The following is a 21,724-nucleotide window of genomic DNA, read 5'->3' on the forward strand; positions in this document are numbered from 1 at the left end:
GAGAGCCCCTCGTGCCGAAGTCACGTATCCGCAAGAAGGACGACTACACGCCGCCGCCGGCGAAGCAGGCGCAGACCATCAGGCTGACCAACCGCAGCTGGGTCGCCCCGGTCATGCTGGCGTTCTTCCTGATCGGTCTCGCGTGGATCGTCGTCTTCTACGTGACCGAGACCCAGCTGCCGATCGAGGCACTGGGCAACTGGAACATCGTGGTCGGTTTCGGCTTCATCGCGGCGGGGTTCGGCGTCTCCACTCAGTGGAAGTAACCGGGCCCGGTCCGAGCGCCGGCAAGCACAGGCGCACCGGGTCCGACAAGCTCTCCCCATGAGTTATCCACAGCGTCATCCACACCTGAGGAAAAGACAGAAGATCTGTGGATAACCCTGTGGAGTGTTGACGCCGGTGTGATCAGGTGAGTTCGGCCGTACGGATCAGGACCACCGCCGCTGCCAGCAGGAATGCCGCTGCACAGGTCCCCCACTGGACGAGCGTGCGCTTCCTGCCGGCGGCCGGTCCCACCATGCCCAGACCGACCAGCAGGCCGGTCACCAGGCCGCCGATGTGGGCCTGCCAGGACACGGACAGGCTGCCGCCGAAGGGCACGAAGGTCAGCACCAGCATGAGCACGACCATGGTGATCACCGGCCGCATCTCGTAGCGCAGCCGGCGCACCAGCACGACGGTCGCGCCGAGCAGGCCGAAGATCGCGCCGGAGGCGCCGATGGTCGGGGTGTTCGGCGCCGTCAGCAGATAGACGAGGGCGCTTCCGCCCAGCCCCGACAGCAGGAACACGGCGAGGTAGCGGACCCGGCCCAGAGCCGCCTCCAGCGGGCCGCCGATCACCCACAGGGCCAGCATGTTGCCCCCGATGTGCCACCACTCCACGTGCAGGAACACCGAGGTCAGCAGCCGGTGGTACTGGCCCGTGGAGACGCCCTCGACGGGGCCGCCGAAGTACTCGACGTACCGCCCGAGCAGCTCCAGCTGGACGACGACCGCCGGAGCGAGCTGCCCCACCAGGAACAGCGCGAGGTTGATCCCGATGAGGATCTTGGTGACGAGGTGGGGATCGGCGGCCACCACCCCGCCCGCCACGGTGCGCGGCGCGTTCACGGCCGGGCCGTGGCCGGTGCCGGAGCCGTCACGGACGCATTCGGGGCACTGGAAGCCGACCGAGGCGCTGATCATGCACTCGGGGCAGATGGGCCGCTCGCAGCGCGTGCAGCGGATCCCCGTGTCGCGGTCCGGGTGGCGGTAGCAGCCCGGCAGACGGTCGGTGTCCATCGGTCCCCTCGATCAGCGGCGGGGCAGGGGGTGCACCCCGCCGGTCCGGTACACATCCAGTACGGACGGGCGGGGCGGAAAGGTTCCCGGGGCGCGGCCGCCGGGGCCGCTGCGGCAGCCGGGGCCGTGCGGTCAGCGCTTCTCGACGACGACGGACTGGATGATCACGTCGTCGAGGGGGCGCTCGGTGCGCGGGTTCGTCCGCAGGCCGGCAATGTCGTCGACGGTCTTCTGGCTGGCCTTGTCGGTGACCTCGCCGAAGATGGTGTGCTTGCGGGTCAGCCAGGCAGTGGGGGCGACGGTGATGAAGAACTGGGACCCGTTGGTGCCCGGGCCGGCGTTGGCCATGGCCAGCAGGTACGGCTTGGTGAAGGCCAGGTCCGGGTGGAACTCGTCGGCGAACTGGTAGCCCGGGCCGCCGGTGCCGTTGCCGAGCGGGTCGCCGCCCTGGATCATGAAACCGCTGATGACGCGGTGGAAGACGGTGCCGTCGTACAGCGGATCGGTGGTCTTCTGGCCGTCGGTGGGACGGGTCCATTCGCGGGCGCCCGTGGCCAGCTCCACGAAGTTCTTGACCGTCTTCGGGGCGAAGTTCGCCAGCAGCTCGATCTCGATGTCGCCGTGGTTGGTCTTCAGGGTGGCGTAGAGCTTCTCGGCCACGGATCTGCCTTCCATAGTCATCACTGTCGGTTCCAGATCCTCCCACGGAGGGCTGCACGGCACAGAAATCCTCCACCCGTATGCCCTGTCACGCATGCCGCTCGGCGGTATGGCAGGCATGATCCGACAAAGGGTGGAAAGGTGAACTGTGTCCGCCACCGAGGAGGAGGATCCCGTGACCCGCAAGGACAGCGTGCACCTGGCCGCCGAAAGCGCCAGGGACACGGTCAAGCACGCAGCGGAAGTGGTGGCGCCGTACGCAGCAACCGCCAGGGAAGCCGCCGTGCACTACGCGACCGAGGCGAACGAGCGGCTGGCACCGAAGGTGTCGTACGCGACCGCCGAGGCGGCACGGCAGGCCCGTACGGCGTACGACTGCCATCTGCATCCGCGGATGAAGGCGGCGCGCGCGCACGTGCCGCCGAACGTCGACCGGGCGGCGACCATGGCGGTGCACCACACGCGCCGGGCGGCGCGCCAGGCGGCCGACTACACGCAGCCGAGGTTCGAGAGCGCGCTGGCGGCGGCCCAGCCGGTGGCCGAAGAGGCCGCGTCGCGGTCGACGGCGGCCCTGGCGGCGCTGCGCGGCCAGGTGTCGGCCAAGGAAGTGCAGAAGCTGGTCAGGCGCAACGAGCGGCGGGCCTGCACCGGCCGGGCGTTGAAGTGGGTGGCGGTGGTCGGCGTCGTGGCCGGCGCCGCGTACATGGCGTGGCGGTGGTGGGACCAGCAGTCGAACCCGGACTGGCTCGTCGAGCCGCCGGCGGCCACGGAGCTGTCCCGGGACCGCGAACAGGCCAGCTTCGACGACGAGCTGGCGGCGAAGGAGCGCGAGAACGGCTCCGGCCCGGCGGACGAGAACCTGACGTAGACGGCAGGCGCCTGACGCAGACGGCAGGCGGGAGGGCCCGGATCCGGTGGATCCGGGCCCTCCCGCCGTTCCCGCCCTCCTGCCCGGCTAGCGCGGAAGGGTGAGCACCTGCCCCGGGCGGATCAGTTCGGGGTTGGAGCCGATGACACCCCTGTTCATGGCGTAGAGCTCGCGCCAGCGGGCCTCGTTGCCCAGCTCCCGGCGGGCGATCGAGGAGAGCGAGTCGCCCGCCCGCACGGTGTACATGAGCTGCGCGGCGGCCGGCGCGGGCCCCGCTGCCGGGGCCGCGGGGACCGCCTTGTGCGCGGCGGACGACGGGGTCGGGGTGTACGGCGAGTGGGGCGCCGCGGTGGGCTTCGGCGGAACCGGTGCGGCCTTCGGCGGAGCCGCGGCGGCCATCCGTTCGGCGGCGGCCTTGGTGGCCGAGACGGCGTCGCTGTACTTCGACGCGTAGTCGGCGGACGAGGCCGCCGCTGCCTTCTCGGCGGCCTCGTGTTTCTTCTTGTCGGACTTGAGGAAGTCGAAGAGTCCCATGTCTGTACGCCTCCGGCGGTGGTGTCGCCCCCTGGCTCGGTGCCTTCCCCCACTGTCGGACAGGAGCGGCCGCCCGGCCCTGTGACGGCGCCAACCGGGGGACACCGGGGGACACCGGGCCCGCCCGCCGGCGGGCCGCCCGGGCTGCTGCCGGGCTGTTACTGTCCCCGGATGCCCGAGCTCATCTTCCCCTCCCCCCGGCTGCACGCCTCCTGGCTCGCCGCCCGCGGGGAATGGGGTCCCGACGCCCACATGGACGGAGCCGGTCTCGGCTCCGACGACGACGTCGACAGCGCCGAGGGCTTCGCCGCCTGGACCGAGCGGCTGCGCGGGTACGGGGACCGCACGCTCCCCGTCGAGCAGGGCCGCGTCCACGCCACGTACTGGTGGATCGCCGAGGACGACACCTATCTGGGCGCCATCGACCTGCGCCACTACCTGAACGGGTTCCTCCTCGACGCCGGCGGCCACATCGGCTACGGCGTGCGGCCCTCCGCCCGCCGCCGCGGCCTGGCCGGCTGGGCCCTGCGCGCGGTCCTGCACGAGGCCCGGATCATGGGAATGGACCGGGTCCTGCTGACGTGCGACCCGGACAACGCGGGGTCCGTGCGCACGATCGAGCGCGGCGGCGGCGTCCTCGAGGACGTCCGCGAGACGCTCATCGGCCCCAAGCGCCGCTACTGGATCGACCTCTAGCAGCGGCCGCGCGCGGTCGGCCCCACCACGCACGAAGAGGCCCCCTGACCGGCGTTTCCGCTGGCCAGGGGGCCTCTGATGCTGTGGAGCTTAGGAGATTCGAACTCCTGACATCTGCCTTGCAAAGGCAGCGCTCTACCAACTGAGCTAAAGCCCCGAAACGGTGGACGCGACCCGCTCCCGCGAAGAAGTGGCCGTTCCGCAGAACAGAGTACCGGGTGTACCCCCGCATCTCGCAAAATGATAGGGACTCCCGCCCTGCGACCACTCTCCGTAAGATGCTCGCGAGGTTCGCACCAGCGAAGTAGGGGAGTAGTAAGAGTGGACGCTGTACAGCAAGAGGCCACGGCCAGAGCCCGGGAACTTCAGCGCAGTTGGTACGGGGAGCCGCTCGGCGCCCTCTTCCGCCGGCTCATAGATGACCTCGGCTTGAACCAGGCCCGCCTCGCTGCCGTCCTCGGCCTGTCCGCGCCCATGCTCTCCCAGCTGATGAGCGGCCAGCGGGCCAAGATCGGGAACCCGGCCGTCGTCCAGCGCGTGCAGGCGCTCCAGGACCTCGCGGGCCAGGTGGCGGACGGAAGCGTCAGCGCGGCCGAGGCCACCGACCGGATGGACGAGATCAAGAAGACCCAGGGAGGCTCCGTCCTCAGCAACAGCGGCCAGACCACGACCGGTTCCGGCGCGCCCACCGTCAAGCGCGTCGTCCGGGAGATCCAGTCGCTGCTGCGCTCGGTCTCCGCGGCCGGCGACATCATCGATGCGGCCGAGTCCCTCGCCCCCAGCCATCCGGAACTGGCAGAGTTCCTCCGGGTCTACGGCGCGGGCCGTACCGCGGACGCGGTCGCCCACTACGAGTCGCACCAGAACTGACACGACGGACGGGTACGGGGGACGGGCGCAGCGATGGGTGAGATCTTCGCCGGCCGGTACGAGCTGATCGATCCGATCGGCCGCGGCGGCGTGGGCGCCGTGTGGCGGGCCTGGGACCACCGGCGCCGCCGGTACGTCGCCGCCAAGGTCCTCCAGCAGAGCGACGCCCACACCCTGCTGCGGTTCGTACGGGAGCAGGCGCTGCGCATCGACCACCCGCACGTGCTGGCCCCGGCCAGCTGGGCGGCGGACGACGACAAGGTCCTGTTCACGATGGACCTCGTCGCCGGCGGTTCCCTCGGCCACGTGATCGGGGACTACGGGCCGCTGCCGCCCCGATTCGTGTGCACGCTGCTCGACCAGCTCCTGTCGGGGCTGGCCGCGGTGCACGCGGAGGGTGTCGTCCACCGCGACATCAAGCCGGCCAACATCCTGATGGAGGCCACGGGAACCGGGCGGCCGCACCTGCGGCTGTCCGACTTCGGCATCTCGATGCGCAAGGGCGAGCCCCGGCTCACCGAGACCAACTACGTGGTGGGCACGCCCGGTTATTTCGCCCCCGAACAACTGATGGGCTCCGAACCCGACTTCCCCGCGGACCTCTTCGCCGTCGGGCTGGTCGCCCTGTACCTCCTCCAGGGCCGCAAGCCCGATTCCCAGGCCCTGGTGGAGCACTTCCTCGCCCACGGCACCCCGGGCGCCCCCGAGGGCGTCCCCGCGCCGCTCTGGGACGTCGTCGCGAACCTCCTGCAGCCGGACCCCCAGAGCCGGTTCCGGACCGCCACAGGGGCCCGCAAGGCCCTTGCCGAGGCCGTGGAGCTGCTCCCGCCGCCCGCGCCGGACGAGGACCCGGTGGAGGTGTTCGACCAACTGGGCCCGCTCCCCGCCGGTTTCGGCCCCCAGGGTCCCCAGAGCACGGCTGCGGTGACCCCCGAGGCGCCCACGGCGGCCGCGGTGCCGGTGCAGCCGTCCGGTGTCCCGCCGACGGCGGCGACGACCGCGACGGCGCGGTCCGAGCCCACCCGTGCCGATCCCCGCGGCACGGTCGCGACGGCCCAGGCCTCCCCGTACGCCGCTTCCCCCGCCTCCCCGTACGCGGCCTCCCCGTACGCGGCCTCCCCGTACGCGGCCTCCCCGTACGCGGTCCCGGCCGACGGGACCGGCACCGGCAGCTTCCACCTCGCGCCGCCGGAGCCGTCGGCCGTCCCGCACCCGGCGGCCCCTGCCCCGCCGCCCGCCCGGCCCGGCGGCATCGCCCCGCCCCCGCCGAAGGTCACCGTCGGGATCCTGGTCGCCGCGCTGCTCTGCTTCGCCGTGGGCGTCTGGGCGCTGACCGGGGTCTGAGGGCCCCGGGGGCTGCTACGCGCTCCTGCCCCGCCGGGCCAGCAGGATCCACCCGCCGAGCACGAGCAGCAGCGCCGTCCCGGCGGCGAAGCCCGCGCCGGCCACCACCCGCATCACCGAGCGGTTGCCGGCCGCCTCCGTGGCCTCGGGGACGGTGAGCCCGTCCTTGGCGGCGGCCCGGTCGTCGGCGCCGACCCCGAACCCGGCGGCGGTCAGGCTCTCCTTGTACGCGGGCGCCTTGGCCGGGCCGCCGGTGACGTCCATGCGCAGGGTCAGCGGCACGGGGCTCGCGTCCTCGGTGAACTCGGCGACCTTCCCGCCCAGGGTCACGGCGATGTAGTACCAGCCGGCCACCCGGGCCCCGCCCGCCTCGCCGGTGTCCGAGAAGCGGTTCTCGTACGCCACCGGGGCCGTCTTCGGCAGGGTGACGCCGGCCTGCTTGCCGCTGTAGGAGATGTCCTTGTCCGTGACCAGGCTCCGGTACGGGCTGTAGAGCGAGACGCTGAGCCCGTTGGAGGCGGACCCGTACGACTTGGTCATCCTGGCGTCGGCCAGCTCGGCGCTCAGCCCCAACTGCTGCCCCCAGTCCAGCGGTGCCCGGTAGAAGCGGGTCTGCCCGGGCCGCAGGTCGTCACGCCAGACCCCGCTGTCCAGGGCGCGGGCGTCGTTGAAGCCGGTGCCGCCGGTCCGCGCCACCGGCTCGGTGCCGGGCAGCGTCGGCGAGGCCGAGGGCCAGACGCTGGGCGCGGTGGCGGGGGCGCTGCCCGTGGCGAGGCCGGGCTCGCGCTGGAGCAGGAGCTCCACCGGCCACGCGCTGCGGTCGGAGTCCTTGGCGGCGGTGCGGGTGACCTTGGCGAAATAGACCCCGGCGCCCTGGCATTCGGCGTCCTCCTCGAGTCGCCGTACGGCGGCCGCGCCGAGCGGGACCGGGTCGTAGCCGAAGCCGGCCTGGCCCGGGTTGTTCGGGCAGCGCGCGCCCTCCTTGGTCATGATCGCGACCTCGAGGCGGTCGCCGTATCCGACCTTGGCCCCGCGCGGGGGCTGGAGCACCGCGGAGAAGTACACGCTGGAGGCGTCGTCGAGGTTGAGCCGGTAGACGCGCTCGCCCGGGGCCACGGTGTCCGTGTAGACCTGCCCGGCCGCCACGAGCGGGGCGTCCGCGCTGGTGGCCCTGCCCTCGATCTTCTTGGCGCCCGGGGCGCCTTGGTACGCCGGCAGCGGCTGCGGGGGCGCCGTGGCGGCCTGCACCGCCCCCGGCAGGCCCACGGCCAGCCCCAGGGCCGCCGCCCCCACCAGCACCGTCTTCCGTACCCGAGCCATCACGCCCACCCCGATTTTGCTAGCGCAAGCCAAATCTTTGCATAACGTAACTTTTTGTCACAGAACAGCACAAAGCCCCGGCCGCAGCGGCAGCCGGGGCTTCATGAGATCAGCTTTCGGTCTCACACACCGGAACCGGAAGGCACGGAGTCAGTTGCCTCCGTCCACAGGTCCTGCTCGGCGCGGTCCGCCTGGATCTGGCGGTACACGAGGAGCCCGCCGATGGCGGCCAGTGCGACCAGGAGCAGCTTCTTCACCGCGCGACCTCGTCTTTCGTTGACGTTGGGGACTTCTGACGGCCAACAATACACACGCACCGATACCGTTCGGTGACCTGGGAAGGCCTCAACTGGCCCTACGACGAAGACCCCCAGGCCATGGGCCTGGGGGTCTTCGACACTGTGGGGCTAACAGGATTTGAACCTGTGGCCTCATCCTTATCAGGGATGCGCTCTAACCAACTGAGCTATAGCCCCATCCGCGCTGCGCGCTGACTCCTGAAGATTAGCGCACAGACACGGTCACGCCAAAATCCGTTCCCCGGGGGCGTCCCCGCAGGTCATTCGGCGGTCACTCGTCCTCGGCGAGCGTGAGCTCCACACCGCCGACGAAGCCCGCCGACAGGTTGTAGATGAACGCGCCCAGCGTCGCCAGAGCCGTCGCCAGCACCACGTCGATCACCGCGATGACCGACGTGAAGATCAGAACGCGCGGCAGCGACAGGAACGACTGGAGGTCGAAGCCGTTGCTCTCGTTCGACCCGGTCGCCTCGCTGATGGTTCCGCCGACGGTCGAGAAGACGCCCATGGCGTCCATGACCATCCACAGCACCACCGACGCCACGATCGTGCAGACGCCCAGCGCGATCGACAGCAGGAAGCTGACCTTCATCACCGACCACGGGTCGGCCTTGGCCACCCGCAGCCGCGCCTTGCGCGTCCTGGGCGTCGTACGGGCCCCCGTACGCGGCTTGCGCTGCGCCCCGGCGTCCCCGGCACCCCGCGGCGCACCCGGGCCCGCGGGCGCCGCGTAGGCCTGCGGCGGGTGGTACGGCTGCTCCGGCTGCTGGCCGGCCGCGGCCTTCTCCTGGTTCGGCTTGCGGGTGTCCGTCACGGTTCTCCCCCTGCCCTCGGCGGACGCGCCCTCACCGGGGGAGTCCGCGGCGGGGCCACGGGCACCGTCGTCCCCAGTCTTGGCCGGTCCGGCGCCCGTGGCTCCACTCACGACTTACTCCTCGTGCTCCCCGGCCGAGGGCTGCGTGCCCTCGGCGGCCTCGGCGGCCTGTCCTTCGGCTGCCTCGGTCTCCTCGACCTCGTCAGCATCCTGACCGGCCTCGGCGTTACGAGCGATACCGACCACGGCATCGCGCTTGCCCAGGTTGATCAGCTGGACGCCCATGGTGTCACGGCCGGTCTCCCTGACTTCGTTGACTCGCGTACGAATCACACCACCGCTGAGCGTGATGGCGAGAATCTCGTCCGATTCGTCCACCACGAGCGCCCCGACGAGCGACCCGCGGTCCTCCACGATCTTCGCGGCCTTGATACCCAGACCACCACGACCCTGGACGCGGTACTCGTCGACCGGCGTCCGCTTGGCGTAACCGCCGTCGGTCGCGGTGAAGACGAAAGTACCGGGCCGGACCACGCTCATGGAGAGCAGTTCGTCACCCTCGCGGAAACTCATGCCCTTCACACCCGAGGTCGCGCGGCCCATCGGGCGCAGCGCGTCGTCGGTCGCCGTGAAGCGGATCGACTGCGCCTTCTTGCTGATCAGCAGCAGGTCGTCCTCGGCGGACACCAGCTCGGCGCCGATCAGCTCGTCGGCAGTGCCGTCGGCGCCGTCGGCGCCGGTCTCCCGGAGGTTGATGGCGATCACGCCACCCGAACGGGGCGAGTCGTAGTCCTTGAGCGCCGTCTTCTTCACCAGGCCGCCCTTGGTGGCCAGGATCAGGTACGGAGCGGCCTCGTAGTCGCGGATCGCGAGGATCTGGGCGATCTTCTCGTCCGGCTGGAAGGCCAGCAGGTTCGCCACGTGCTGCCCGCGGGCGTCGCGGCCGGCGTCCGGCAGCTCGTACGCCTTGGAGCGGTAGACCCGGCCCTTGTTCGTGAAGAACAGCAGCCAGTGGTGCGTGGTGGACACGAAGAAGTGGTCGACCAGGTCGTCCTGCTTCAGCTTCGTGCCGCGCACGCCCTTGCCGCCGCGCTTCTGCGAGCGGTAGTCCTCGGTCTTGGTGCGCTTGACGTAGCCGCCGTGCGTGATCGTGACGACGATGTCCTCTTCGGCGATCAGGTCCTCCATGGACATGTCGCCGTCGAAGGGCACCAGCTTCGAGCGCCGGTCGTCGCCGTACTTCTCGACGATCGCCGCCAGCTCCTCGCTGACGATCGAGCGCTGCTTCTCCGGCGAGGCCAGGATCGCGTTGTACTCGTTGATCTTCGCCTGGAGCTCGTCGTGCTCGGCGACGATCTTCTGCCGCTCCAGGGCCGCCAGGCGCCGCAGCTGCATCTCGAGGATCGCGTTGGCCTGGATCTCGTCGATCTCCAGGAGGCCCATCAGGCCCTCGCGCGCGATCTCGACGGTGTTGCTGCGCCGGATGAGCGCGATGACCTCGTCGATCGCGTCCAGCGCCTTGAGCAGGCCGCGCAGGATGTGCGCCCGCTCCTCCGCCTTGCGCAGACGGAACTTCGTCCGCCGGACGATGACCTCGATCTGGTGCGTGACCCAGTGGCGGATGAACGCGTCGACCGACAGCGTGCGCGGCACACCGTCCACCAGCGCCAGCATGTTCGCGCCGAAGTTCGTCTGGAGGTCGGTGTGCTTGTACAGGTTGTTCAGCACGACCTTGGCGACCGCGTCGCGCTTGAGCACGATCACCAGACGCTGGCCCGTCCGCGACGAGGTCTCGTCACGCACGTCGGCGATGCCGCCGATCTTGCCGTCCTTGACCAGGTCGGCAATCTTCTGCGCCAGGTTGTCCGGGTTGGTCTGGTACGGAAGCTCCGTGACCACCAGGCACTGGCGGTTCTGGATCTCCTCGACCTCGACCACCGCGCGCATCGTGATGGAGCCGCGCCCGGTCCGGTACGCCTCCTCGATGCCCTTGCGGCCCACGACCAGGGCGCCCGACGGGAAGTCAGGTCCCTTGATGCGCTCCAGGAGCGCGTCGAGCAGCTCCTCGTGCGAGGCCTCCGGGTGCTCCAGCGCCCACTGGGCGCCGGCCGCGACCTCGCGCAGGTTGTGCGGCGGGATGTTGGTGGCCATACCGACGGCGATACCGGCGGAGCCGTTCACCAGCAGGTTCGGGAAGCGGGCCGGCAGGACCGTCGGCTCCTGGTTGCGGCCGTCGTAGTTGTCCGTGAAGTCGACGGTCTCCTCGTCGATGTCCCGGAGCATCTCCATGGCCAGCGGCATCAGCTTGCACTCGGTGTAGCGCATCGCGGCCGCCGGGTCGTTGCCCGGGGAGCCGAAGTTGCCGTTGCTGTCCACCAGCGGCATGCGCATCGACCACGGCTGGGCCAGGCGGACCAGGGCGTCGTAGATGGAGCTGTCACCGTGCGGGTGGTACGTACCCATGACGTCACCGACGACGCGGGCGCACTTGTAGAAGCCCTTCTCGGGCCGGTAGCCGCCGTCGTACATCGCGTACAGCACACGACGGTGGACCGGCTTGAGGCCGTCCCGTACGTCGGGCAGCGCGCGGGAGACGATGACGGACATCGCGTAGTCGAGGTAGGAGCGCTGCATCTCCGTCTCGAGCCCGACGGGCTCGATACGCAGCACGGGCTGCTCCTCCGCAGTGTTCTCTGCGTTCTTTGCGGGTTGGGTGGTCTCGTCGGCCATTGCTGGTCAGAAGTCCTTTCAGGCGGTCAGCGGAGGCCGACTCAGATGTCGAGGAACCGAACGTCCTTGGCGTTGCGCTGGATGAAGGAGCGCCGCGCCTCGACGTCCTCACCCATCAGCACCGAGAACAGGTCGTCGGCCTGGGCCGCGTCGTCCAGGGTGACCTGGCCGAGCACGCGGTGGTCGACGTCCATGGTGGTGACGCGCAGCTCCTCGGCGTTCATCTCGCCCAGACCCTTGAAGCGCTGGATCGAGTCTTCCCGGATCCGCTTGCCGTTCTGCTTGCCCAGTTCGACGAGGGCGTCGCGCTCGCGGTCCGAGTACGCGTACTCGAAGTCGTCCCGGCCCCACTTGATCTTGTAGAGCGGCGGGCGCGACAGGTACACGTGACCGGCTTCGACCAGCGGCCGCATGAAGCGGAACAGGAAGGTCAGCAGCAGGGTGTTGATGTGCTGGCCGTCGACGTCGGCGTCCGCCATCAAGATGATCTTGTGATAGCGGAGCTTCTCGATGTCGAAGTCCTCGTGCACACCGGTACCGAAGGCGCTGATCAGCGCCTGGACCTCGGTGTTCTGGAGGATCTTGTCGATACGGGCCTTCTCGACGTTCAGGATCTTGCCGCGGATCGGCAGGATGGCCTGGTACATCGGGTTGCGGCCGGACTTCGCGCTGCCACCGGCCGAGTCACCCTCGACGATGAAGATCTCGCACTTGGTCGGGTCGTTCGACTGGCAGTCGGACAGCTTGCCCGGCAGCGAGGCGCTCTCCAGCAGGCCCTTGCGGCGGGTGAGGTCGCGGGCCTTGCGGGCCGCGACGCGCGCCGTGGCCGCCTGGATCGACTTGCGGATGATGTCCGCGGCCTCGACCGGGTTGCGGTCGAACCAGTCGTTGAGGTGCTCGTGCACGACCTTCTGCACGAAGGTCTTGGCCTCCGTGTTGCCGAGCTTGGTCTTCGTCTGGCCCTCGAACTGCGGCTCGCCCAGCTTGACCGAGATGATCGCCGTCAGACCCTCGCGGATGTCCTCGCCGGCGAGGTTGTCGTCCTTCTCGCGGAGCAGCTTCTTGTCGCGCGCGTAACGGTTCACCAGACCCGTGAGCGCCGCGCGGAAGCCCTCCTCGTGGGTACCGCCCTCGTGGGTGTGGATCGTGTTCGCGAAGGAGTACACGCCCTCCGTGTACTGCGAGTTCCACTGCATCGCGATCTCGACCGAGAGCAAGCGCTCCTTGTCCTCGGCCTCGACGTCGATGACGGTCGGGTGGATGAGCTCGCCCTTGCGCGAGTTCAGGTACGTCACGAAGTCGACGATGCCGCCCTCGTAGTAGTACTTGACCGTGCGCGCGGTGGGCTCCGCCACGTCCGCGTCGGGGTCGTCCGCGCCGACGGTCGCCTTGGCCGACTCGCGCTCGTCGGTCAGCGTCAGGGTCAGGCCCTTGTTCAGGAAGGCCATCTCCTGGAAGCGCCGCGACAGCGTCTCGAAGGAGTAGTCGGTCGTCTCGAAGATGTCCGGGTCGGCCCAGAACGTCACCGACGTGCCGTGCTCGTCGGTCTCCTCGTTCTTCGCCAGCGCCGCCGTCGGGACACCGAGCTTGTAGTCCTGGGTCCAGCGGTAGCCGTCGGTCTTGACCTCGACCGCTACCTTCGTCGACAGGGCGTTCACGACGGACACACCCACGCCGTGCAGACCACCGGAGACGGCGTAGCCGCCGCCGCCGAACTTGCCGCCCGCGTGCAGGACCGTCAGCACGACCTCCACCGCAGGCTTGCCCTCGGACGGCACGATGCCGACCGGGATGCCACGGCCGTTGTCGACCACCCTGACGCCGCCGTCGGCGAGGATGGTGACGTCGATCGTGTCCGCGTGCCCGGCCATGGCCTCGTCGACCGAGTTGTCGACGACCTCCTGGACGAGGTGGTGCAGCCCGCGCTCACCGGTCGAGCCGATGTACATGCCTGGCCGCTTGCGGACCGCGTCCAGGCCCTCGAGGACCTGGATCGCGCTGGCGTCGTACGAGGCGGTTACCTCGCCGTTCTCGCCGGCTGTGGACTGGTTGTCGTTGGGGTTGCCGGAATCGGCCACGAAGCGCCCTTTCTGGCACAGCACAGGCCGTACTCCGGGCCAGCAGGCATGCAAGCAGGAGCGGCTGCGTCGATCTGCGTTGTCAGCGTGTATCAGCTAGATCCCGCAAGCGGGCGGGATTCGCTTCAGTCTACCGGTACCACGGACATGAATGGGGGTTTGCCGGTACCTGAGTCCGCATGTGCCGCCCTGAACCTCCTCTCTCCGACTCCCCATATCCGGGAAGGGGCTCAAAGAGGCTCACACGGGCATCCAGCGCTTCGGCCTGTCAACCTCCCGCTACCGTGAGGGACGCCACCCGCAACGGCGGGCGCGCGGGGTGTGCGAAAGAGGCACACCGACCGGTATGCCGGGCTGTGGGCCTGCCCTCCCGCGGACCGCGGCGGGCGCTGCCGCACGGCTATCCGTACGTGTCCCCCGGGCCCGTACTGCCCGGCGCGCGCAGCGGTCCGTACCGCTTCGGGCGTCCGCCCGGGCCCTGGACCTTGATCATCCGGACGGTGCCCTGCCCCAGGTCCGCGTTCAGCCGCGCCACCAGCTGCGGAGCCAGCAGCTTCAGCTGCGCAGCCCATGCCGAGGAATCGCACCGCACGACCAGTTCACGGTCCTCGTACCGTTCCGGTTCACAGTGCGCCGCGATCTCCGGCCCGACGATCTCCGGCCAGCGCTCCATCACGCCCGCGACCGCCATCGGCATCTCCCAGCCGTGCTCCGTGCGCAGCCGGTCCAGCGCCGCCATCAACGGCATCGGGTCGCGGCCGTCCGCGCGCGCACCCGAGCGCAGTCCCGGCTGCCGGCTCCCCTTCTTCCCGCCGGCCGCATTGCCCCGGGCCCGCGCCTGCTCCCGGGCCGCCGCCAGTGCCTGCCGTGCGAGGTCCACGCCCGAGGGCTCCGGGACCTTGCGCGGTTCCTTCTTCTCGTCGCTCACAGCCGGGTCACCTCACCGCCGGACACCCCGAACCGGGTCCCCGCCAGGACACCCGGAACGTCGTCGTCCACCGCCGCCGTCACCAGCACCTGCTCGCCCGGGGCCACCAGCTCCGCCAGCCGTTCCCGGCGCCGTGCGTCCAGCTCCGCGAAGACGTCGTCCAGGATCAGCACCGGCTCGGCGCCCTCCGAGCGCAGCAGCTCGTACGAGGCCAGCCGCAGCGCCAGCGCGTACGACCAGGACTCGCCGTGGCTCGCGTACCCCTTGGCCGGGAGGTCGCCGAGGCGCAGCAGCACGTCGTCGCGGTGCGGGCCCACCAGGGTCACGCCGCGCTCGATCTCCTGCTTGCGCACCTCGGCCAGGGCCGCCATCAACACCTCGTACAGCGCTTCGCGCGTGCGCGCCGTACCGCTGTCCACCGTTTCGCCGGGCTCGCCGGCGGCCGAGGACTTGTACGCGAGGCCCAGCGGGCCGCCGCCGGGCGCGAGCTGCTCGTACGCCTTGTCCGCCAGCGGCAGCAGCGTCGCGATCAGGTCGAGGCGCTGCGCCAGCAGCTCCGCGCCCGCGCGCGCGAGGTGCTGGTCCCATACGTCGAGGGTGGAGAGGTCCATGGAGCGGCCGCCGTGCCGGCGGGCCATCGCCGCCGACTTCAGCAGGGTGTTCCGCTGCTTGAGGACCCGCTCGTAGTCCGACCGGACCGCCGCCATCCGCGGCGAGCGGGCCGTGACGAGCTCGTCGAGGAACCGCCGGCGCTCCCCGGGGTCCCCCTTCACCAGGGCCAGGTCCTCCGGCGCGAACAGCACCGTCCGTACGATCCCCAGTACGTCCCGGGGCCTGACCTGCGAGGACCGGTTGATCCGGGCGCGGTTGGCGCGCCCCGGGTTCAGCTCCAGCTCGACCAGCTGCTGGCGCGCGCCGTGGGTGACGGCCGCGCGGATGACGGCGCGGTCCGCGCCCATCCGTACCAGCGGGGCGTCCGAGGAGACGCGGTGGCTGCCGAGCGTGGCCAGGTAGCCGATGGCCTCGACCAGGTTCGTCTTGCCCTGGCCGTTGGGGCCCACGAAGGCCGTGACGCCCGGGTCGAGGGGAACCTCGGCCCGGGCGTACGAGCGGAAGTCGGCCAGTGAGAGATGCGAAACATGCATGCGACGCCGACCTCCCCCGGCTTCCTGCTGCTCTGCTCTGTGCTGCTGTGGTGCCCTGCCTCTTCGGCGGGCGGGCGGCTAGACCTTCTCGACCGCGTGGCCGCCGAACTGGTTGCGCAGCGCGGCGATCATCTTCATCTGCGGGGAATCGTCCTGACGGGACGCGAACCGCGCGAAGAGCGAGGCGGTGATCGCGGGCAGCGGCACGGCGTTGTCGATCGCCGCCTCCACCGTCCACCGGCCCTCGCCCGAGTCCTGCGCGAAGCCGCGCAGCTGCTCCAGGTGCTCGTCCTCGTCCAGCGCGTTCACGGCGAGGTCGAGCAGCCAGGAACGGATGACCGTTCCTTCCTGCCAGGACCGGAAGACCTCGCGGACGTCGGTGACCGAGTCCACCTTCTCGAGCAGCTCCCAGCCCTCGGCGTAGGCCTGCATCATGGCGTACTCGATGCCGTTGTGGACCATCTTCGCGAAGTGGCCCGCGCCGACCTTGCCGGCGTGCACGGCGCCGAACTCACCTTCGGGCTTGAGGGCGTCGAAGACCGGCTGGACCCGTGCCACGTGGTCCTTCGCGCCGCCGTACATGAGCGCGTAGCCGTTCTCGAGGCCCCACACGCCGCCGGAGACACCGCAGTCGACGAAGCCGATGCCCTTGGCCGCCAGCTCCGCGGCGTGCTTCTCGTCGTCGGTCCAGCGGGAGTTGCCGCCGTCGACCACGATGTCGCCGATCGAGAGCAGCTCCGAGAGCTCGTCGACGGTGGACTGCGTCGCCGCACCCGCCGGGACCATCACCCACACGACGCGGGGGGCCTGCAGGCTGTCCACAAGTTCCCGCAGGCTGTGGACATCGGCGAGGTCCGGGTTGCGGTCGTATCCGATGACGGTGTGGCCTGCGCGGCGGATGCGCTCGCGCATGTTGCCGCCCATCTTGCCGAGACCGACGAGACCAAGCTCCATCAGGTGGTTCCTTAAGCGTTGTGGCCGTCTGTGCCGGGTTCCCCCGGAATCCCCGGGCATACCCAGGCTCCGAGCCTACGCCGGGCGGTGCCGCGCGGCGCCACGGGCGCTCCAGGGGGCGGCCCGTACGCGAGCCCGTACGAGGCGCTGAGAGCCCGTACAAGGCGTTGCACGGCCGGGGGCCCGGGCCCCCGGCCGTGCGGCGGGGCGAACGACGTCGGGCCCGGCCCCGCAGCCTGCGAGACCGGGCCCGACACAGGCGTGCGTCAGCCGGACAGGCGCACCGGCATGATCAGGTACTTGTACGCCTCGTCGGCCTCGGCGTCGACCGCCGGGCGGCCGCTGAGCAGCGCCGGCTTCGTGGACGTGGTGAAGCTCAGCTGCGCGGCCGGGGAGTCGATCGCGCTCAGGCCGTCCAGCAGGAAGGTCGGGTTGAAGGCGATCGAGATGTCGTCGCCCTCGAGCTTGGCGTCCACACGTTCCACAGCCTGTGCATCGTCGGAGGAGCCGGCCTCCAGGATCAGCACGCCCTGCTCGAAGCTGAGGCGGACCGGGGTGTTGCGCTCGGCGACCAGGGCCACGCGCTTGACGGCCTCGACGAACGGGGCGGTCTCGATCACGGCGATGGAGTTGAACTCCGTCGGGAACAGCGTGCGGTACTTCGGCAGGTCGCCTTCGAGGAGGCGGGTGGTGGTGCGGCGGCCGGCGCCCTCGAAGCCGATGAGGCCCTCGCCCGCGCCGGAGCCCGAGAGCGCCAGGGTGACGGTGTCACCGCTGGTCAGGGACTTGGCGGTGTCGAGGAGCGTCTTGGCGGGCACCAGGGCCACGGCGGAGGCGTCCGGGTTCTCCGGCTTCCACAGGAACTCGCGGACCGCGAAGCGGTAGCGGTCGGTGGAGGCCAGGGTGACGCGGTCGCCCTCGATCTCGATGCGGACACCGGTCAGCACGGGCAGCGTGTCGTCGCGGCCGGCGGCGATGGCGACCTGGGCGGCGGCGGAGGCGAAGACCTCACCGGGCACGGTGCCGGTCGCGGTCGGCATCTGCGGCAGCGCCGGGTATTCCTCCACAGGCAGGGTGTGGAGTGTGAATCGCGAGGAGCCGCAGACCACGGTCGCCCGTACACCGTCTGTGGAAATCTCCACCGGGCGGTTGGGGAGGGCGCGGCAGATGTCGGCGAGAAGCCGGCCGGAGACGAGGACGGTGCCGTCCTCCTCGACGTCCGCCTCGACGGAGACGCGGGCCGAGACCTCGTAGTCGAAGCCGGAGAGGGACAGGGTGCCCTCCTCGGCCTTCAGCAGCAGGCCCGCGAGAACGGGCACCGGCGGCCGGGCCGGGAGGCTACGGGCAGCCCAAGCCACCGCCTCCGCGAGTACGTCGCGCTCCACCCGGATCTTCACCGGAACCGCCTCCTGCTGTTGCTCGCTCGTCTGCCGGCCTTCGTCGTCGGCTCGATGCCTCGATGCCCTCGGTGGCTCGGAGCCTCGTTGCCGGGGACCAGTCTGACGTACGGCGCCGACAGTCGGTGCTGCCGGAGGTCAAGTCGGGAGCGAGGCGTCGGGGAGGCGTCCCCACCGAGTTGTGCACAGGACCCGCTTGAAAACCGAAACCGGCCTAACTCTCTATGGGGGTAGTAGTAGGGCCTGTGGAAACGGTGGATAAGCCCGTTCTCGCAGGTCAACCCCCGTTTTTTATCCACCGACCCTGTGGGTGACACCGGTGGACAACACGGTGTCTCTGTGGAGAACGAAAAGTTCTGCACAGGCCATCCCCAGGTGACCCCGACTACTCCACAGGTGTGTCCCCAGCTTTCCCCCGGTACTCCACAGCCCAAACGTCGACTTCGGTGTGACCGCTTTCACTCAGGGCGGTGACGGGGGGTGCAATGTTGCCGAACAGTGGACAACGGTGTGGGTAACTCGTCGGATCCTGTGCACAGGGTCCGGCAACCTGTGGGTCGGCGGTGGACAGAGGCGTGGATGAGCCTGTGGATGAAATTTCTGTCCACAGGCTGTGGATGACGCTTGCGCACAATTCCACAGGCAGCTGACCAGGCTTGATGGGGCCTCATGCTGCACCCCTGTGGACAGATTGTGGGTGACGGGAGCCGTCCCCAGCCTGTGGACGGAAGAAAGTCCGGGAATCTGTGGATGAGTTGCTCCACAGGGGGCGTATTCGAACAGGTCAGGGGCGCGCGGACGAAGAAGGGCGCCCCCGAAGTACCCCGGGAGCGCCCTCTGGAAGCGTTTGAAGAGGCTCAGCTCAGCCGTTCTTGATGCGGTTGGTGAGCTCCGTGACCTGGTTGTAGATGGAGCGCCGCTCCGCCATCAGCGCGCGGATCTTGCGGTCCGCGTGCATGACGGTGGTGTGGTCGCGGCCGCCGAACTGCGCCCCGATCTTGGGCAGGGACAGGTCCGTGAGCTCCCGGCACAGGTACATGGCGATCTGCCGGGCGGTGACCAGGACGCGGCTGCGCGAGGAGCCGCACAGGTCGTCCACGGTGAGGCCGAAGTAGTCGGCGGTGGCCGCCATGATGTCCGACGCGGTGATCTCGGGCGCGGAGTCCTCGCCGCCGGGGATCAGGTTCTTGAGGACGTCCTCGGTCAGGCCCAGGTCGACCGGCTGCCGGTTCAGGCTCGCGAAAGCCGTGACCCGGATCAGCGCCCCCTCCAGCTCGCGGATGTTGCGCGAGATGCGGGAGGCGATGAACTCCAGTACCTCCGGCGGGGCGTTGAGCTGCTCCTGGACGGCCTTCTTGCGCAGGATCGCGATACGGGTCTCCAGCTCGGGCGGCTGGACGTCGGTGATCAGGCCCCACTCGAAGCGGTTGCGGAGCCGGTCCTCGAGGGTGACGAGCTGCTTGGGCGGCCGGTCGGAGGACAGCACGATCTGCTTGTTGGCGTTGTGGAGCGTGTTGAAGGTGTGGAAGAACTCCTCCTGCGTCGACTCCTTGCTCGCGAGGAACTGGATGTCGTCGACGAGCAGGATGTCCATCTCGCGGTAGCGCTTGCGGAACGCGTCGCCCTTGCCGTCGCGGATCGAGTTGATGAACTCGTTGGTGAACTCCTCGGAGCTGACGTACCGCACCCGGGTGCCGGGGTAGAGGCTCCGCGCGTAGTGCCCGATGGCGTGCAGCAGATGCGTTTTGCCAAGACCTGATTCCCCGTAGATGAAGAGGGGGTTGTAGGCCTTGGCGGGCGCCTCGGCGACGGCCACCGCGGCGGCGTGCGCGAAGCGGTTGGAGGCACCGATGACGAACGTGTCGAACAGGTACTTGGGGTTCAGCCGGGCGGTCGGCTCGAGCGGCCCCGACGTGGAGCCGCCGGACGGGGCCGGGGGCGGTGCGGGCCGGCCGGGCGCCGGGCGCGGGGCGGGCTGCTCGTACGACTGCTGCTCGTACTGATGGGACTGCTGCGGGCGGGGCTCGTACTGCTGTTGCTCGTACTGCTGCTGGTCGTAGGAGTTCTGCTCGTAGCCGCCGGGCTCGGACTGCTGGAGGTAGCCCGGCTGCGGGGAGGCGTACGGATCGCGCTCGGGGAAACCGCCGAGTCGCGGCTGCTGCCAGCCGTAGTCGTCCTGCTGGCCGCCACGGGGCCACGCGCCGGGCTCGGGGCGGGACTGCTGGTAGTCCGGGTAGGCGGGGCGGGCGGTCGGGAGCTGGTCGTCGCCGGGGCCGCCGGGTCCGCCGGGGCGCTGGCCGCCGTACGGCTCGTACGACTCGGGGCGCTGCTGCGTGGGCGCCGCCAGGGGCGCGGGCTCGCCGGCGGAGTCGTCCACGGTGATGGCGATGCGGATCGGGCGCCCGCACTCACGGCTGAGCGCATCGCTGATCAGCGGGGCGAGCCGGCCCTCCAGGACGCGCTTGCCGTACTCGTTGGGGACGGCGAGAAGCGCGGTGTCGGCGACGAGAGCCAGGGGCTGGCAGCGCTCGACCCACTGCTTGTCCTTGGGCTCGATGGCCTGCTGTCCCTCCCCGAGGAGCTTTTCGAGCACCCTTGGCCACACTGCGGCAAGATCGGCAGGTACGTCAGCCACAGAGCACGCTCTCTCACAGGGGTCCCACGAATGTGTGGTTCTTTGGGACGGTCGGGACAAAAAATCCGGGATCAGACAACGGTAGTCAGGCCGACGGGTACGGTTCAAGTCGTTGTCCACAGCCTGTGCACAGCGTGGGGGCACGTAGGCTCGGTTTGACCGGATGGCCTAGCCGCGCGTACCGTAACGAGGTCGAGTTGTCGATGGCTGCTGCCGCCTGCCTACCGATGGGCGAAGATCACCTTTTGTGATCGTTTAGCGGTGCCACTCGGGCGAACACGCGAGTTTCCTCGTGGGCGCACGGTGACAGCCAGGCGATGTCCCGCCACAACGATTTATTCTCTGGAGCCCCCGAGTGAGCAAGCGCACCTTCCAGCCGAACAACCGCCGTCGTGCCAAGACCCACGGCTTCCGCCTGCGGATGCGTACCCGTGCCGGTCGCGCGATCCTCGCGAACCGCCGTGGCAAGGGCCGCGCCGCCCTTTCCGCGTAACAACGCGCGGGTCGTGACGTCGTGCTGTCTCCCGAGAATCGGCTGAGGCGGCGCGAGGACTTCGCGAGCGCGGTACGTCGAGGTCGTCGGGCTGGTCGCCCGCTCCTCGTCGTCCACCTACGTACAAGCGGTGCAACGGACCCGCACGAGCCGGGGGAGATCGATCCCTCGACGCGTGCGGGTTTCGTCGTCAGCAAGGCCGTGGGTGGCGCCGTCGTCCGTAACCGGGTGAAGCGCCGTTTGCGCCATCTTGTCCGCGAGCGGCTGTCCCAGCTGCCCGCCGGTAGCCTGGTGGTGGTGCGGGCATTGCCCGGCGCGGGTGATGCCGGTGTCGACGAACTGGCCCGGGACCTGGATGCCGCCCTGTCGCGGCTCCTGGGAGGCGTGGCTCGATGAAGTACCCGCTGCTCGCATTGATCAAGCTGTACCAGTGGACGATCAGTCCGCTGCTCGGGCCGGTGTGCCGTTATTACCCCTCGTGCTCGCACTACGGGTTCACGGCCATCGACCGGCATGGTGCGGTGAAGGGGACGGTTCTGACCGGCTGGCGGATCCTGCGGTGCAATCCGTGGTCCGCCGGTGGTGTCGATCATGTCCCACCCCGTAAACGCCCGCGTTGGCACGAGCAGCTGCGCAGTGCGTTGCGTAGATCTCGCAATGCTCAAGGAGCCTGAT

At 69.9% G+C, this 21,724-nt stretch carries 21 protein-coding genes and 2 tRNA genes; 8 read left to right on the forward strand and 15 right to left on the reverse strand.

What is annotated here, in order from left to right; genetic code table 11:
- Window positions 1-11: 11 nt before the first annotated feature.
- The gene (gene crgA, locus OHT74_RS19685; RefSeq protein WP_030153143.1) at window positions 12-266 is read left to right on the forward strand and encodes a cell division protein CrgA; all 255 of its coding nucleotides are present in this window, start codon (window positions 12-14) and stop codon (window positions 264-266) included.
- 142 nt (window positions 267-408) lie between these two features.
- Here crgA and OHT74_RS19690 read toward each other — a convergent pair whose 3' ends face one another.
- Both OHT74_RS19690 and OHT74_RS19695 read right to left on the reverse strand, forming a co-directional pair.
- Window positions 409-1,284, reverse strand: a complete 876-nt coding sequence (locus tag OHT74_RS19690) for a rhomboid family intramembrane serine protease (protein WP_328620936.1) — start codon at window positions 1,282-1,284, stop codon at window positions 409-411.
- 132 nt (window positions 1,285-1,416) lie between these two features.
- Entirely contained in the window at window positions 1,417-1,944 is a 528-nt protein-coding gene (locus tag OHT74_RS19695) for a peptidylprolyl isomerase (protein ID WP_266672870.1), read from the reverse strand.
- A gap of 175 nt (window positions 1,945-2,119) precedes the next feature.
- Between OHT74_RS19695 and OHT74_RS19700 the strand changes: the two genes are divergently transcribed.
- Window positions 2,120-2,812 carry a DUF5324 family protein gene (locus tag OHT74_RS19700; RefSeq protein ID WP_328620937.1) on the forward strand — a complete coding sequence of 231 codons (693 nt, stop codon included), beginning with the start codon at window positions 2,120-2,122 and terminating at the stop codon, window positions 2,810-2,812.
- Window positions 2,813-2,899: 87 nt separating this feature from the next.
- Here OHT74_RS19700 and OHT74_RS19705 read toward each other — a convergent pair whose 3' ends face one another.
- Window positions 2,900-3,346: a LysM peptidoglycan-binding domain-containing protein gene (locus OHT74_RS19705; protein ID WP_266665723.1), complete on the reverse strand. Its 447-nt coding sequence runs from the start codon at window positions 3,344-3,346 to the stop codon at window positions 2,900-2,902.
- A 171-nt stretch (window positions 3,347-3,517) separates the two neighbouring features.
- Here OHT74_RS19705 and OHT74_RS19710 point away from each other — a divergent pair, with 171 nt between their 5' ends.
- On the forward strand, window positions 3,518-4,042 hold the full coding sequence (locus OHT74_RS19710) for a GNAT family N-acetyltransferase (protein WP_266665724.1): 525 nt from the start codon (window positions 3,518-3,520) through the stop codon (window positions 4,040-4,042).
- Window positions 4,043-4,126: 84 nt separating this feature from the next.
- Here the strand turns inward: OHT74_RS19710 and OHT74_RS19715 are convergent.
- Window positions 4,127-4,199 (reverse strand) — tRNA-Ala (locus OHT74_RS19715).
- Between the two features lie 164 nt (window positions 4,200-4,363).
- On the opposite strand from OHT74_RS19715, the gene OHT74_RS19720 reads away from it, so the two are divergent.
- Both OHT74_RS19720 and OHT74_RS19725 read left to right on the forward strand, forming a co-directional pair.
- Entirely contained in the window at window positions 4,364-4,912 is a 549-nt protein-coding gene (locus OHT74_RS19720; protein WP_266627559.1) for a helix-turn-helix domain-containing protein, read from the forward strand.
- A gap of 33 nt (window positions 4,913-4,945) precedes the next feature.
- Window positions 4,946-6,256 (forward strand): serine/threonine-protein kinase, encoded by a 1,311-nt coding sequence (locus OHT74_RS19725; RefSeq protein WP_328620938.1) that lies wholly within the window; start codon window positions 4,946-4,948, stop codon window positions 6,254-6,256.
- A 15-nt stretch (window positions 6,257-6,271) separates the two neighbouring features.
- Here the strand turns inward: OHT74_RS19725 and OHT74_RS19730 are convergent, their stop codons facing one another.
- The 11 genes from OHT74_RS19730 to dnaA all read right to left on the reverse strand — a co-directional run bounded on the left by OHT74_RS19730 (window position 6,272) and on the right by dnaA (window position 20,700).
- Window positions 6,272-7,576 carry a hypothetical protein gene (locus tag OHT74_RS19730; protein WP_328620939.1) on the reverse strand — a complete coding sequence of 435 codons (1,305 nt, stop codon included), beginning with the start codon at window positions 7,574-7,576 and terminating at the stop codon, window positions 6,272-6,274.
- A 122-nt stretch (window positions 7,577-7,698) separates the two neighbouring features.
- Complete coding sequence (locus tag OHT74_RS19735; protein ID WP_208809277.1) at window positions 7,699-7,833, reverse strand: DLW-39 family protein; 135 nt, start codon at window positions 7,831-7,833, stop codon at window positions 7,699-7,701.
- A 145-nt stretch (window positions 7,834-7,978) separates the two neighbouring features.
- A tRNA-Ile gene (locus OHT74_RS19740) sits at window positions 7,979-8,052 on the reverse strand.
- A 94-nt stretch (window positions 8,053-8,146) separates the two neighbouring features.
- Window positions 8,147-8,800, reverse strand: a complete 654-nt coding sequence (locus tag OHT74_RS19745; RefSeq protein WP_266995781.1) for a DUF3566 domain-containing protein — start codon at window positions 8,798-8,800, stop codon at window positions 8,147-8,149.
- Window positions 8,801-8,803: 3 nt separating this feature from the next.
- Entirely contained in the window at window positions 8,804-11,419 is a 2,616-nt protein-coding gene (gyrA, locus tag OHT74_RS19750; RefSeq protein ID WP_266665728.1) for a DNA gyrase subunit A, read from the reverse strand.
- 41 nt (window positions 11,420-11,460) lie between these two features.
- A complete protein-coding gene (gene gyrB / locus OHT74_RS19755) occupies window positions 11,461-13,521 on the reverse strand; it encodes a DNA topoisomerase (ATP-hydrolyzing) subunit B (protein WP_323139572.1) in 2,061 nt (686 codons plus the stop codon).
- Between the two features lie 376 nt (window positions 13,522-13,897).
- Window positions 13,898-14,425, reverse strand: a complete 528-nt coding sequence (locus OHT74_RS19760) for a DUF721 domain-containing protein (protein ID WP_030292652.1) — start codon at window positions 14,423-14,425, stop codon at window positions 13,898-13,900.
- Window positions 14,422-15,570 (reverse strand): DNA replication/repair protein RecF, encoded by a 1,149-nt coding sequence (gene recF, locus OHT74_RS19765; RefSeq protein WP_266665730.1) that lies wholly within the window; start codon window positions 15,568-15,570, stop codon window positions 14,422-14,424. The genes OHT74_RS19760 and recF overlap by 4 nt, the downstream gene beginning before the upstream one ends.
- A gap of 78 nt (window positions 15,571-15,648) precedes the next feature.
- Complete coding sequence (gene gnd / locus OHT74_RS19770) at window positions 15,649-16,524, reverse strand: phosphogluconate dehydrogenase (NAD(+)-dependent, decarboxylating) (protein WP_266665731.1); 876 nt, start codon at window positions 16,522-16,524, stop codon at window positions 15,649-15,651.
- Window positions 16,525-16,790: 266 nt separating this feature from the next.
- Window positions 16,791-17,921, reverse strand: a complete 1,131-nt coding sequence (dnaN, locus tag OHT74_RS19775; RefSeq protein ID WP_030153167.1) for a DNA polymerase III subunit beta — start codon at window positions 17,919-17,921, stop codon at window positions 16,791-16,793.
- Window positions 17,922-18,783: 862 nt separating this feature from the next.
- Entirely contained in the window at window positions 18,784-20,700 is a 1,917-nt protein-coding gene (dnaA, locus tag OHT74_RS19780; RefSeq protein WP_443047444.1) for a chromosomal replication initiator protein DnaA, read from the reverse strand.
- Between the two features lie 211 nt (window positions 20,701-20,911).
- On the opposite strand from dnaA, the gene rpmH reads away from it, so the two are divergent.
- Genes rpmH through yidD form a run of 3 tightly spaced genes read left to right on the forward strand, consistent with a single transcriptional unit; the run spans window position 20,912 to window position 21,723 of the window.
- Window positions 20,912-21,049: a 50S ribosomal protein L34 gene (rpmH, locus tag OHT74_RS19785; RefSeq protein ID WP_008741645.1), complete on the forward strand. Its 138-nt coding sequence runs from the start codon at window positions 20,912-20,914 to the stop codon at window positions 21,047-21,049.
- Window positions 21,050-21,070: 21 nt separating this feature from the next.
- Complete coding sequence (gene rnpA, locus OHT74_RS19790) at window positions 21,071-21,445, forward strand: ribonuclease P protein component (protein WP_078987192.1); 375 nt, start codon at window positions 21,071-21,073, stop codon at window positions 21,443-21,445.
- Window positions 21,442-21,723, forward strand: a complete 282-nt coding sequence (gene yidD, locus OHT74_RS19795; RefSeq protein WP_078613072.1) for a membrane protein insertion efficiency factor YidD — start codon at window positions 21,442-21,444, stop codon at window positions 21,721-21,723. Before rnpA ends, yidD begins: the two co-directional genes overlap by 4 nt.
- Window position 21,724 lies beyond the last annotated feature (1 nt).

This window comes from Streptomyces sp. NBC_00354, assembly GCF_036106915.1.
GTDB lineage: Bacteria > Actinomycetota > Actinomycetes > Streptomycetales > Streptomycetaceae > Streptomyces.